Source organism: Salmonella sp. SAL00653, from assembly GCF_046552515.1.
GTDB classification, from domain to species: domain Bacteria; phylum Pseudomonadota; class Gammaproteobacteria; order Enterobacterales; family Enterobacteriaceae; genus Salmonella; species Salmonella enterica.
This window is the reverse complement of record NZ_JBGDTY010000004.1, coordinates 62,295-75,998: the sequence shown is the minus strand read 5'-3', so window position 1 is coordinate 75,998 and position 13,704 is coordinate 62,295. Positions and strand designations below refer to the sequence as shown.

12 protein-coding genes are annotated in these 13,704 nt (G+C 47.6%); 4 read left to right on the top strand and 8 right to left on the bottom strand.

The window, feature by feature from the left end; genetic code table 11:
* Nucleotides 1–115 precede the first annotated feature (115 nt).
* A complete protein-coding gene (locus ACLJRU_RS06760; RefSeq protein ID WP_001541060.1) occupies nucleotides 116–1,387 on the bottom strand; it encodes an acid phosphatase in 1,272 nt (423 codons plus the stop codon).
* Between the two features lie 210 nt (nucleotides 1,388–1,597).
* On the opposite strand from ACLJRU_RS06760, the gene ACLJRU_RS06755 reads away from it, so the two are divergent.
* The gene (locus tag ACLJRU_RS06755) at nucleotides 1,598–2,440 is read left to right on the top strand and encodes a 23S rRNA (adenine(2030)-N(6))-methyltransferase RlmJ (RefSeq protein ID WP_023235354.1); all 843 of its coding nucleotides are present in this window, start codon (nucleotides 1,598–1,600) and stop codon (nucleotides 2,438–2,440) included.
* 104 nt (nucleotides 2,441–2,544) lie between these two features.
* On the top strand, nucleotides 2,545–3,897 hold the full coding sequence (gene gorA, locus ACLJRU_RS06750) for a glutathione-disulfide reductase (RefSeq protein WP_001541061.1): 1,353 nt from the start codon (nucleotides 2,545–2,547) through the stop codon (nucleotides 3,895–3,897).
* Nucleotides 3,898–3,996: 99 nt separating this feature from the next.
* Here gorA and ACLJRU_RS06745 read toward each other — a convergent pair whose 3' ends face one another.
* Both ACLJRU_RS06745 and ACLJRU_RS06740 read right to left on the bottom strand, forming a co-directional pair.
* Complete coding sequence (locus tag ACLJRU_RS06745) at nucleotides 3,997–5,232, bottom strand: MFS transporter (protein ID WP_023235355.1); 1,236 nt, start codon at nucleotides 5,230–5,232, stop codon at nucleotides 3,997–3,999.
* A gap of 60 nt (nucleotides 5,233–5,292) precedes the next feature.
* Nucleotides 5,293–6,246, bottom strand: a complete 954-nt coding sequence (locus ACLJRU_RS06740; protein WP_001541064.1) for a sugar phosphate isomerase/epimerase family protein — start codon at nucleotides 6,244–6,246, stop codon at nucleotides 5,293–5,295.
* Nucleotides 6,247–6,474: 228 nt separating this feature from the next.
* On the opposite strand from ACLJRU_RS06740, the gene ACLJRU_RS06735 reads away from it, so the two are divergent.
* Together ACLJRU_RS06735 and ACLJRU_RS06730 are read left to right on the top strand one after the other, a co-directional pair.
* On the top strand, nucleotides 6,475–7,356 hold the full coding sequence (locus ACLJRU_RS06735; protein WP_001541065.1) for an SIS domain-containing protein: 882 nt from the start codon (nucleotides 6,475–6,477) through the stop codon (nucleotides 7,354–7,356).
* Between the two features lie 11 nt (nucleotides 7,357–7,367).
* Entirely contained in the window at nucleotides 7,368–8,288 is a 921-nt protein-coding gene (locus ACLJRU_RS06730) for a ribokinase (RefSeq protein ID WP_000817628.1), read from the top strand.
* A gap of 88 nt (nucleotides 8,289–8,376) precedes the next feature.
* On the opposite strand, the gene fraE is transcribed toward ACLJRU_RS06730, so the two are convergent.
* The 5 genes from fraE to ACLJRU_RS06705 form a co-directional block, all read right to left on the bottom strand.
* Complete coding sequence (fraE, locus tag ACLJRU_RS06725; RefSeq protein ID WP_001541066.1) at nucleotides 8,377–9,420, bottom strand: fructose-asparagine asparaginase; 1,044 nt, start codon at nucleotides 9,418–9,420, stop codon at nucleotides 8,377–8,379.
* Nucleotides 9,421–9,478: 58 nt separating this feature from the next.
* Nucleotides 9,479–10,798: an anaerobic C4-dicarboxylate transporter family protein gene (locus ACLJRU_RS06720; protein WP_000498935.1), complete on the bottom strand. Its 1,320-nt coding sequence runs from the start codon at nucleotides 10,796–10,798 to the stop codon at nucleotides 9,479–9,481.
* Nucleotides 10,799–10,851: 53 nt separating this feature from the next.
* A complete protein-coding gene (fraD, locus tag ACLJRU_RS06715) occupies nucleotides 10,852–11,697 on the bottom strand; it encodes a fructose-aspartate kinase (RefSeq protein ID WP_000028430.1) in 846 nt (281 codons plus the stop codon).
* A 63-nt stretch (nucleotides 11,698–11,760) separates the two neighbouring features.
* Entirely contained in the window at nucleotides 11,761–12,738 is a 978-nt protein-coding gene (fraB, locus tag ACLJRU_RS06710; protein WP_077248466.1) for a 6-phosphofructose-aspartate deglycase, read from the bottom strand.
* 175 nt (nucleotides 12,739–12,913) lie between these two features.
* On the bottom strand, nucleotides 12,914–13,633 hold the full coding sequence (locus ACLJRU_RS06705; RefSeq protein ID WP_001541068.1) for a GntR family transcriptional regulator: 720 nt from the start codon (nucleotides 13,631–13,633) through the stop codon (nucleotides 12,914–12,916).
* Nucleotides 13,634–13,704 lie beyond the last annotated feature (71 nt).

Sequence of the window (13,704 nt, the reverse complement as noted above, 5' to 3'; positions counted from 1 at the left end):
TGGGGGATAGTAAGGGGAATTTCAATGATGGACAGCGTACAGACGTGGGTATCGCTGCAATAAGCCGCCCCTTTAACATCATCCCGGCTTACGTTTTATAAGCCGGGTGACAACGTCAGCGCGTTTTTCTCGCCATCTCGTAAGCAGCGGACAGATCCAGACGCTGCCAGAACTGTTGATCCTCGGTCTCGCCCGACAACGGATATCCTGCCGGTAACGCCGTCTCTTCCATTAACGCCTGACGCTGCGCTGGCGACAGGTTCGGCAGCGCTGTCTGTAGCAGAACATCGGCGCCTTTTGGTATTTTCAACGGCTGATGCTCGCCTTTCTGTTGCGGCAGGTTATAAGTCATGGTGAAGCGGTAGAAGGTATGCATGGCCGGATCGCGGTACGGATCGTCTTTTCCGGTCGATGCCGCGCATTCGACAATCGTCGTACCGCACTCTTTCACCAGCGCCTCACGCAGTTGAGCGCGAGCTTCGTTGAATAACGTACGGTAATACGGATCGTTAAGATAATGCGCGACATTACGCTGCGCGACCATCCGCGCGCCCATCACATCCAGCGGATAGTGTACGCCAAGGACCAGGCGAGAATAGCCATAACGCGCGCCACGAATCACCAGCGCATCAAAGCGTTCCGGGATCATTTCCGCCATCAACAGCGCATCCGTATAACCGGTATTCGTGTGTCCGCTGGGGAAAGCACCGCCACCTGCGGTATAAGGATGACCATCTTTTACCACCACATCATCCGGCGTCAAATGGATAGTATTACCCGGCACCTGGTAAGGACGCGGGTAATGAAAATATTTTTTCGCCGCGCCGGTGCTGACTTCCGAGGCTTTAATCAACGCCGCCGCTTTGCCCAACTCACCTTTATCATAAGCGGCGAGAAATGCCCGCCCCAGCCGCGGCCCCATTGCGTCGCTCAGGAAATAGAGATACTCCACGCTTTCCGCATCCGCCAGCGCCTGGTGACGGGTATTAACATCGGCATCGTGATTAATCGCCGTCACCGTCGCCAGATTGTCTTTCAATACTGCTTCCGGCAATGTATTGAAGGCGGAAAGTAGGGTAATCCCCATCTGTTGATTCTCAGTAGTATGAAAATCATAACCGCTAGCCTGTAACCAGGCATTATCCTCCTGGATGGAATTCTGTCGCATCTGAGCCAGGGCGTCGCGAGTCAACGCGGCGGTATCGCCTTGTAATGCCTTACGCAACTGTGTCAGCCATTGAGCCTCAAGGTCATTAAAGGCGACGCTCGCCGAGTCGGGCGTCACGCTTTTCGCTATCGACTCCGCCTGGGACAGGGGAATATCTTTCGCCAGTGCCGGCATCGCCAGCGCCAGAGATGACGCCAGTACAGTAATGTGTAGTTTCATTATGGTTCCTTTCATTAAAAATAACGCCAGGTCAAAACTACTACCTTGCCCACAGGCGATGCTGGCCTGCGCAGTTGACGGTTTGATGATACGAACACGTCTTGCAATACTTTCACAACGCGCGAAACAACATGGCGGTACTGGGGTAATCTCTACGGATCTGCGGTAAACTATCGGCTAACTTGTTTACTTCCCGGAATATCTGCATCCATGCTCAGTTATCGTCACAGCTTTCACGCTGGCAACCACGCCGACGTCCTTAAACATACCGTTCAGAGCCTGATCATCGAGTCGCTAAAAGAGAAAGAAAAACCGTTTCTCTATCTGGACACGCACGCGGGCGCGGGGCGTTATCAGTTGGGCAGCGAACATGCTGAACGTACTGGAGAGTATCTGGAAGGCATCGCCCGTATCTGGCAGCAGGACGATCTGCCCGCCGAACTGGAACCGTATATTAGCGTCGTAAAACATTTCAACCGCAGCGGGCAGTTACGCTACTATCCGGGCTCCCCGTTAATCGCCCGCCAGTTGCTGCGTGAGCAGGACAGTCTGCAACTCACGGAATTGCATCCCAGCGACTTCCCACTGTTGCGCGCGGAGTTTCAAAAAGACAACCGCGCCCGTGTGGAACGCGCTGACGGCTATCAGCAACTGAAAGCCAAATTGCCGCCGGTTTCCCGCCGCGGTCTGATTCTCATTGACCCGCCTTATGAAATGAAAACCGACTACCAGGCGGTAGTCAGCGGCATCAGCGAGGGTTATAAACGTTTCGCCACCGGTACATACGCGCTATGGTATCCGGTGGTGCTCCGCCAGCAAATTAAGCGCATGATTCATGAGCTGGAGGCCACCGGCATCCGTAAAATCCTGCAAATTGAGCTGGCGATCCGCCCGGACAGCGATCAGCGCGGGATGACGGCGTCCGGTATGATCGTGGTTAACCCGCCGTGGAAACTGGGGCAGCAGATGAACAACGTGCTACCGTGGCTGCACAGCAGGTTGGCGCCAAACGGTCACGGACACACTTCGGTAAGCTGGATCGTGCCGGAGTAATCACAGCCATCGGTGGAACCTTTCACCTTCAGGTATACAATCGCGAATATTTTGGCGGGTAGCGCAGAATCTATCCGTCCGACAACGAACATAAAGGAGCGGTCATGACCAAACACTATGATTACATCGCTATCGGCGGCGGCAGCGGCGGTATCGCCTCGATTAACCGCGCCGCTATGTACGGCCAGAAATGCGCGCTCATCGAAGCCAAAGAGCTGGGCGGCACCTGTGTTAACGTGGGCTGCGTGCCGAAGAAAGTGATGTGGCATGCCGCGCAGATTCGTGAAGCGATTCATCTGTATGGCCCGGACTACGGTTTTGACACCACAATTAATCAGTTCGACTGGAGCAAGCTGATTGCCAGCCGTACCGCGTATATTGACCGCATCCATACTTCATACGACAACGTGCTGGGCAAAAATAACGTGGATGTGATTAAAGGCTTTGCCCGCTTTGTCGATGCCAAAACCATTGAAGTGAACGGCGAAACCATCACCGCCGACCATATTTTGATCGCTACCGGCGGCCGTCCGAGCCATCCTGAGATTCCAGGCGTGGAATACGGCATTGATTCCGACGGTTTCTTTGCGCTATCTGCCTTGCCGGAACGCGTCGCGGTGGTAGGCGCAGGTTATATCGCTGTTGAACTGGCTGGCGTTATCAACGCGCTAGGGGCGAAAACGCATCTGTTTGTCCGTAAACATGCGCCGCTGCGCAGTTTTGACCCGATGATTAGCGAAACGCTGGTTGAGGTGATGAACGCCGAAGGCCCGCAACTGCATACTCACGCCGTGCCGAAAGCGGTAGTGAAAAACGCCGACGGCAGTCTGACTCTGGAACTGGAAGATGGCCGCAGTGAAACCGTTGATTGCCTGATCTGGGCCATTGGTCGCGAACCGTCGACCGACAATATTAATCTGGCGGCGGCGGGCGTGAAAACCAATGAAAAAGGTTACATCATTGTCGATAAATTCCAGAATACCAACGTTGAAGGCATTTACGCCGTTGGCGACAATACTGGCGCGGTAGAACTAACGCCAGTCGCCGTCGCCGCCGGTCGCCGTCTCTCCGAACGCCTGTTTAACAACAAGCCGGACGAGCATCTGGACTACAGCAACATCCCGACCGTGATCTTTAGCCATCCGCCTATCGGCACCGTCGGGTTAAGCGAGCCGCAGGCGCGCGAGCAGTACGGCGATGAGCAGGTAAAAGTCTATAAATCATCGTTTACCGCTATGTATACCGCGGTAACGACACACCGCCAGCCGTGCCGTATGAAGTTGGTCTGCGTCGGGCCGGAAGAAAAAATTGTGGGTATCCACGGTATCGGCTTCGGCATGGATGAAATGTTGCAGGGCTTCGCGGTAGCGCTGAAGATGGGCGCTACCAAGAAAGACTTCGATAATACCGTCGCTATTCACCCGACCGCATCGGAAGAGTTTGTGACCATGCGTTAATCGTCGTCATACCGGACGATAATTATCCGGCCTACGCGCTTTATATTATGTAGGCCGGATAGCAACTAAAAAGCTAACGAAGTCTCAACACGTAACTGATTAAGCTCTCTCATTTTGCAACGCAACCTGTTGCCGCAACTCTTCCGGAGTCTTAAGGAACGGAGTAAGTACACCGCTGAGCACATACAGACCCGCATAAATACCCAGCACACCGCCAGCCCCAAGAGAAGAATAGAATAAAGCGGTAATTGCGGGGGCAATAAAGGCGCCAAGCCCAGCGCCCAGATTAAGAACCGACATTGCCGCGCCTTTACTATCAGGGGCCAGCATGGGAAACAAGGCCGAAAGAGGCACGTAGCCTGCCATCGTCACGCCACATAGGCAGAGCACGAATGCCATCACGTAAAAATTATGTCCCAGTAGTTGCGGCACAGCCCATACAAGTAAGAGGACCACGGCATAGCCAAATCCCCCAACCCACATGATTGTTTTTCGCCAGCCGAATTTATCACCAAAAAAACCAAAAAAGAGATTCGCAAAAATAGCTACCAGAAAAACAGATGACCACATATGTAGCCACTCTGTTTTACTATAGCCATAACTAATAAGGTATAAAGGTAAAAATGTTGCCAGTCCGTATTGGGCAATACCATTGACTGATTTAACTACAAGCCCTATCGCAATAATCGGACGTTGTAAGATGGTGATACCTTTTAATAATTCGCCTGCACTAAAAGGGTGAATCTCGGATGCCGGCACAACATCACGGTTGACCCAAATACCCCATATTGAACCAATAAGAACAAACAGTAACCCAACCCACAGAACATGAATTTCACCCAGTACAGGTAATGCTATTGAGGAGAAGAAAGGGCCAATAACGCTAAGTCCTAATGAGAAAGTAAACCAGAACCAGCCAACTGCGGTGGATCGACGCGCGACAGGCGTGCTGTAATTAATCCAAATCAGAAATGAATAAGCGAACAGAGGATACCCGATCCCACGAATAGCATAGAAGGGCAGCATCCAGACCAAATCCATATTCTTCAGGCCAATGCCGATAAAACCGATACTACCTATTATAAAGGCAACAAGCCCACAGAACATCACTTTACGAGGTCCTAACGTTTGAACCAGTACGCCCGTAACCCATGCGGCCAGAGTAACAGTAATACCATAAGCCGTTATTAAATAAGATGCCTGGGCAACAGACAAACCCTTTTCAACAAGCCAAATCGAAATCCATGCTTGTTCAACGCCATCGCCTATCATAAATATTGTCAGGCCAATGTAGCCCCATAATAGATTTTTTGGCAGACCTAATTTTTCAAACATAATTCCCTCCAGTGTCATACACTGACTGGTAACGGATAAGAGGTAAGTTGTGGTTTCTTATTATTTGGCTATCATGCTTAACAACATACCCTGTACTTTTAGTGCATCCTGGCTTTTGATCATCGCTTCTATCTCAGGAATACTGAGTTGATCTATAAAGTCTGAAAGTGCTTTATACATTCGAATATTCAGCGCACATTCTGCAACTGGATCCTCGCGGCTAGGGAAAGTATCAAAATAAATCAATCCATTGAAATTAACGCGTTTAGCATAGTAAATATATTCAAGAGTCTGTAACAGATGGACTGAACCTAACATTAAACCATCATCGAAATGACCATATCCATCATTTAAATGGAAGCCTACAAGTCTATTTTTACGTGCTGACTGGAATAATGAAAATGCTGGGTTTTCCTTTTTCATTATCATATGGCAGAAATCAAGTGTAATCCCCAAGTTATCGTTACCGACATCATCAATTAACATTAGGGTTGAGGAAACATCACTAATATAAGAAAAGGTCCGTGGTTCATAAGGCTTGTATTCAAAACTAAACTGAAGATCTGGATGAGCACTTGTCACCTTACGTAAGGCATTTACCAGCAATTCATACGCTCGAAAATAGTCTTGTTGAAATGGGTAATCATAACCGTCATAGCCAAACCATAATGTTACAGTAGTGCCCCCCAGGAACTTACAAACTTCAGCAGCTTCCAACGTTGTCTCAATCGCTTTATCGCGAAGAACCGAATCTGGGTTAGTAAATTCACCATCAATAAAATCTTTATTGTAACGTAGTGCAATGCCGCTAACTTTCAATCCGTTATCTGTAATACATTGTTTAATGATTTTTTTATCCTGTCCAATAAAATGATCAGGATAGTTTAGCTCTATATGCGTCAATCCATCTACATTGCCCATTCTTGTAATAAGATCACATGTATCCATCTTATTATCTGCATTAAATAATTCAGGTCTTGAGCGGAAAGAATTAATTCGCGAAGAAAATTTCATTATAGTCACCTTGTTATGTATCACAGGTGCTTTTATAAGAAAGATTATGAGCACAGTAAATATCTACAATAAAATATTACTGAAAATAAAGTAATTTAATGATATTAGTCTTAAAAATTTTACTGCGAGTAAAATGCAAAAATAAAACATTTTACAGGCTGTGATCGAGATAACATTTTAATATGGTTATAGCATGGTAGTTTTATTTTTACATCTACAGGTGGAGTTATGCACAGCAGACTTAATGGCAATGAAGTTTTTTTACTTGCAAAAACCCCTGCTCCTGAACTGGGTAAAAAAGAACGAGCAATCGCTCGTTTCATTCATGATAATCCCCAGACTTTATCAAACATGTCAATTACCGATATTGCACATTATCTTAAAGTAAGTGTATCAAGCATTACAAAGGTTTCAAAAAAACTTGGGTTTACAGGGTTTCATGACTTAAAGCTCAGTATTTCTAAAAATATTAACAACAATGAAGATACTGTAGATATTCCTGTCATTCCTGATTCTGAAGGATTCATAGAGAAAATTTTCGAAAGCACACTCTTGAATTCTATCCTGGCGTTGCAAGAGGCGTTAAATGTTATTGACTGTTCTATTATCAAATCAGTTGCCTGGCTTTTTATCCATAAAAACGCTGAAGCAAAAATTTTTATTGCTGGCTGTGGTGGCTCAGCGTCCATCTGCGATGACTTTAACCATAAGCTATTGAAGATAGGTATTTTTTCAACTGTATTCAGTGATAGCCATAAGCAACTGATGTCCGCATCCCTTATGCGCCAGGGTGATATTCTTCTCGCAGTATCACACTCAGGACAAACTTCTGACATTATTCAGATGGTTAATATTGCAAATGAAAGAGGTGCCGAAACAATTTGCTTAACGAACTATCCCAATAGTCCTCTTAGCCTGATTTGTCGTCATTCGATAATCTCTGCGGTAAAAAATAACCCTATCACCGGAGAGAACGCCACTACCCGAATTGTACACCTAAATATTCTTGATGCTATTTTTACTATTATCGCCAGTAAAACGAGTGAGATAACTAAGAATAGCTTATTAAGCACCAGGAACGCGGTGATCTCCAAACGCACTGTCAGTTAAAGGTAAATAAAATGAAAAGAGATGTAGTTGTTATTGGAAGTCTTAATTACGACATTCTTATTCAGCAAGATCGTCTGCCTGAAGTAGGAGAAACATTTACGGGTAATGAATTGATGTTAATGCCTGGTGGTAAAGGTGCTAATCAAGCGGTACAGTGCTCAAAACTGGGATTGAACGTGAGTATGGTGGGGTGTGTAGGGAACGACATTTATGGCGAGCACCTCATTAATGCCCTACATGAAAATAATGTCTCCGTTGCTAACGTATTGAAACGGGGAACCACCACAGGTATCGGCATCGTACAGATCCTTGAGTCCGGTGATTATTGTAGCACCATTATTAAAGGAGCTAACTATCTGTTAAACGAAAATGATATTAGCGATAATTTATTTGATGGAAAACCGCTGGTGATTCTGCAATCAGAAATACCTTCACATATCGTTGAATATGTTATTAAAGTCGCCAGTATGTATCAATGCAAAGTTATACTTAATAATGCGCCAGCCAGAAGTATAGCGCCATCAACATTAAGTTCTGTTGATTACCTGGTCGTTAATGAAACAGAAGCCAGCTTTATGGCAGGTAGTGAAGTTTCATCAATTGATGACGCTCATTCTTGTGCCGCTAAGTTACATAAAATGGTTAGGAGTAATGTCATTATAACATTAGGGGAAAAAGGCGCGGTATTATCCTCGGATGAGTCAACCATGCACTTTCCAGCGGTCTTTTGCCCTGAAGTTATTGATACTACAGGTGCTGGCGATTCATTTATCGGCGGCATTGCCTACTGCCTGGTTAATAATATCCCTTTAACAAAGGCCATCCCTTTTGCTGCTGAAATAAGCATGTGCTCAATTCAAAAGTATGGTGGACAAAGCTCTTTTCCAATGCTTGCGGATGTTGCTCATGCCTTAGACTATTCCGACCTGTAAGACCGGAATTCAACTACGTAAAGGCCACCGACCTGCATTCATCGCTCTGTGCGCCCATCTTCAAGGGTGGGCGCACAAGCCTGCATGATTAATACGTACTGAAATAACTCTGGATCAGTTCCGGATTACGCGTCTGAGTTAATGCCGTCATCAGCAAGACTCGCGCCTTCGCCGGGTTGAGCGAGTCAGACACCAGTCCAGGCTGTCCTTTATCCAACGGTACTACGCCGTTTCCGGTGCGGGAAGCGCGCACCACGATAATCCCGGCTTTCTCCGCTTTTTTAATCCCCGCGTCGCTACGTACCGAGACCGAACCAGCGCCGGTTCCGGCATAAATAATACCGTCCGCGTGATGGGCGATCGCCGCATCATACATATATTCCGGGTCGTCCTGATAGCCGTAAATAATCACCACATTGGGTAATTTTTTGATATTACGTACGTCAAAAACAGAGCGCAGGGTATGAATTTTTTCCACCCGCGTTTCGAACTGTGGCTGACCATTAACGATGACCCCCAGATAGCCCTCTTCCGGCGCTTTAAAGGTATCCAGAGTCGTGGCATTGGTTTTCGTTACAAAGCGCGCCGAACCAATACGATCGTTTAAAACGACCATTACACCGCGTCCCTTCGCATTCGGGTCAGCAGCCACCGTGACCGCTTCCAGCAGGTTCATTGCGCCATCGGCGCTGATTGCCGACGCGGGCCGCATTGCAGCGGTAAACACCACCGGTTTGTCGCTTTTCACGGTCAAATTAAGAAAGTAGGCGGTTTCATCGAGCGTGTCAGTGCCATGAGTAATGACCACACCGTCAACATCATCCCGCGCCAATAACGCATTCACCTTCTGTGAAAGTTTCAGGATAATATCGCTGGTCATATTTTCGCTACCAATATTCGCCACCTGCTCGCCGTCAACGCGAGCGATATTATTCATTTCCGGCACGGCGTTTATTAATGTTTGCACGCCAAGTTCACCGGATTTATATCCGGCGGTTTGTGTATTATTGGCTGCCGTCCCAGCGATAGTGCCGCCTGTCGCGAGAATAACAATATGCGGTAGTGACATTGTGCTAAATACACAATGGCTGATGAGCAGCAACACGGCGGCCATGAAAACTCTGATTTTCATTTTCTTCCTCTGAATTAAAAATAATAAGTGACGTGTGCTATAAAAACATGAATAACAATCAGGCCAGAACCATTTTTCCTATTAACAGCCCGACAATGACCGAGACAATCACGTTAACTAATCCCGGACGCATAAAACTATGGTTAAGCACATATTTGCCGATACGCGTCGTACCGGTATCGTCAAACGCCAGCGCCGCCAGACACTGCCCCGCCACCGGAATAAAGAAATAGCCGTTAACGGCAGGCCAGGAGCCGATTAACGCATAAGCGGGCAACCCTAACGCCAGCCCCAGCGGCAACAGAATTAACGTCGTTGCCGCCTGGCTGCTGACCATAGCGGACACGAAAAACATCATAATGGCGATAAGCCAGGTATGCTGTTGCAATAGAGTTTGCACTTCTGCCTTAATCAACGCGATATGACCATTCACGAACGTCTCACTCATCCAGGCCAGGCCGAAGGCGCAGACAATCGCCAGCGCGCCCGCCCGAAATACCGTACCGCTGATAATTTGATCGACCTGCGGTCGGCATAACAACACAATCAGGCAGGCAAAAGAGAGCATCGTAATCTGGATAGCGGCGGACATCGAAAGCGGTTGTAGCCCTTTCGCTGTTTCCACCATGGGCCGCAGCGCCGGAATCAGTCCTAACAGAACGATAACGATCGCGCTGGTCAGAAATAACGCCACCGACAATTTGGCGCGCGAAGTGACCACCGTATTTTTACTTTCTTTCTGCGCAGGTTTAATTAACCCTTCAGCAAGCCGACGTTGATATTCCGGATCGTCTTTTAACTCTTTTCCTTTATTAAAGGTCGCTATTGCCCCCATCGCTACACCGATTAACGTGGCGGGCACGCAAATCATCATTATGGTTGAAATAGAGACGCCCAACGGCGCCATTAAACCAATCATCGCCGCCATGGCGGCAGATATAGGACTGGCGGTGATCGCCTGTTGCGATGCGATAACGGAAATAGATAAAGGACGTTCCGGTCGAATACCTGAATCCCGTGCGACTTCAGAAATAACCGGTAGCAAGCTATAAACGACATGCCCCGTTCCTGACATAAAAGTGAAGATATAACAGATAAACGGCGCTAATAACGTAATGTAACGCGGGTGGCGACGCAGAATTTTTTCCGCCAGTTTGACCAGTAAATCCAGCCCGCCGGAGGCCTGTAAAGAAGCGGCCGCCAGGACAACAGAAAGAATAATCAGAATAACATCAATCGGTGGCGTAGAAGGCGTCAGGCCAAAAATAAAAACCATCACGCCGACGCCTAACCCGCCGACCATCCCTAAAAATACGCCGCCGATCCTGGCGCCTATCATCAGGGCCACAAGGATAAAACATAATTCCGTCCAAAACATACTTCCTCCTGGGTTATCTGGAGTGAGTGTCGCTTTACATTGAGGGACGTAACCTATTGTGCAAACGGTTTACCAAAACCAAATGCGCCGTAATGAGATAACACCTGCGCCGCCGATTTCCCGCCCTGCCGCATGGCGCGTAACACGCTTTCTTTATCGGGTTCCGCCATACCCGATTGCAAAATGGAAAGCAAAAAACCGGTTAAGAAGGCGTCGCCTGCGCCCAGCGTATCGACAGGTTCGATATAAGCAGGTTGCCACTCCAGATAATCCGCGCCGGAAAAATAATAAACTTTTTCATGCCCGCAGGTGGCAATAATATGCCGACAGCCATAACGATAAAGTTTATTGAGTTTTATTTTGATTTCATCTGGCGATAACCCGCTACAGGAGACAAATCCATAATCTACCCACGGGCATACCTTTTCAAAATAGTCGTCTGTACCGCGCCCGGAAAAATCAAAAGAGAGTAAGACAGTTTGTTGTTTAATTTTCTCCAGTTCCGATTCCAGGTGGCCGTTAATACTGGAATGGACTAAGGTAAATTGTGATATATAGCGAAGATCGTCGTCAGACAGACTAAAAGGATGTTCCCGCAATACGCCGTTTTTGTTGCTGGCGACAAATTGCCGATCGCCATGCGAGAGACGGATACAGGCATACCCATTTTCGCCGGTATAATGGCGGCTGTGAGAGATGTCTATCTGTAGCTGGTGTAATACATCCTGTACGTGCTGTGCGGCGTCGTCATTGCCAAACGCCCCCATAAACGCGCTGGGGATGTCTGCTAATTTCGCATAGACAGCAAAATTTAATGCATTACCGCCGGGGTACATGATGCCGGAATGCAGGTATTTATCGACAACGTTGTCGCCAATACCCAATACGCTGATGCTCATCATTATTCCTTGTTTGTCTTTACAATAAAAAGCGTCCCTGCTTTTTTATCCATCCTGATGTAATTAATATTCCACTTTCCACATATAGCGGCGCGTCGTTAACGGATGCTGACGCGCCTCAGCTAACGCCCGATTGTAAACGGGATAAACGTTATTAAAGAGAGAGTGGTTAAAGTAATCAATAACCGTGGTTTTAATGGTCGATAGCCCCAGCTCTTTCGCATCGACAACTTCAATCCGGCGGCCATATTTTTTCAGGAAGTTTAACGCGCGTTCATCCACCGCCCGCGTATTGCCCTCGGAAAACTGGAAGAAGAAAGGCGTATTCGCATCGGTAATTTCAAACGGCCCGTGGAAAAACTCACCGCTATGAATACAGGCGGAATGTATCCATTGCATTTCCATAAAGATGCAGATGCTCTGTAGGTAGGCTGCGCCATAGCCCGCGCCGCTGGCGACGGTGTAAATGACTTTATCGTCTTTATATTCCTGCGCGAACGCCTGCGCGCGTTCCGCAACCTGCTCGCAAGCGCGCCAGACGATACGGTTGATTTTGCTGACGCCATCCTGAAAATCGTCATAGTGCGCATACCCTTCCGTCTGCTGGAGCAGTTCGACCGCACTCAGCAGGCCTTTCATCGTTTTCTCTCCGGCAATATCTTTACCGTCGCCAAACGTGTACGTTTCCACATAGTCGCAATGCGCCACCAACGGTGAATCCATTATCCAGGTTAAACCAATGACCGGCGCGCCGTGCTGACGGGCGATTTCAGCCGCTTTAATTGTCTCTGGCGTATTACCTTTGTGGGAGGCGACAACCACAACGGCATTTTCTCCCAGCGCTACCGGCGGGTTGTTAATAAATTCTCCGCTGTTATACAGACCGACAGTCAACGCTTTCGCTTCTTTTTCTAAAAATGCTTTCGCCGGATAGAACGCCGCATAAGAACCGCCGCACGCCACGTAATAGACGTATTTAACGCCTCCTTTCTCTGCCTGGCTGGTCACAATATTGCTAACTGTCTCTTTCATACCCATCATGCTTTCCTCTGGTTCCATCAATGATACAGGCGAGGATTCGCCATAAATGACTCATAATGTATTATTATTTTTATATGACATTTAAAGACATTTAATCAAGATGGAAACCAAAAAAAATCGGGATCCGCGATCTGGATCCCGATTCAGCCTGCTCTTCGTTAGCGTAATGCTGACATCATACAGTAAACCGTATTTTATCGCCGACAATCAACTGTTGCGAAACGCAGGAGAGTTCTCCTTTGTTATCAATCATTTCACTTTTTGTCAGGATCAGCGGATAACCCTCGTTGACGCCAAGATAATGGGCGACTTCAAAGCTGGCATAAACCAGTTCGATCATCTTACGGGAGTGGGTAAACCATAAATGGTATTTCTCGCGTAAGCATTCATACAAAGAGTGATTATTAAGATCTTCGTCCAGCAAAAACGCAAAACGTGGGGGAAGATGTACGGTTTCCAGCGATACCGCCACATCGTCGGCATAGCGGATACGTTCAATGACGACCGCTTTTTCGCCATCGTTCATATTCAGTAACGCTTTTGTCTCATCGTCTACCGATTCAAAAACGGATTTGATGGTGCGTGACCCCGGGCGACGTCCCTGGGACTGGCATAACTCGCTGAAACTCATGATGCCGGTCATGCTACGCTGAAATTTCTCACCAGAAACAAAGGTGCCTTTGCCGGAGACACGGGTCAGCAAATTTTCACGCGTCAGCGCATCCAGCGCCTTACGGACCGTGACCCTGCTCACCTGCCAGCGCACGCTCAGTTCATTTTCCGTCGGGATCTGCTGGCCTGGTTTATACTCTCCACGCGCAATAGCCTCTTTTAAGGCGTCTTCAAGCTGCTTATAAAGCGGTTTGGCGCTTTTACTGTCGGGTTGCTCGATCATTTGTATCCATTTGTATTATCATGGTGCCATAGCTTGTATTATAACTATTTACGTTACCTTTGTTTGTGAAT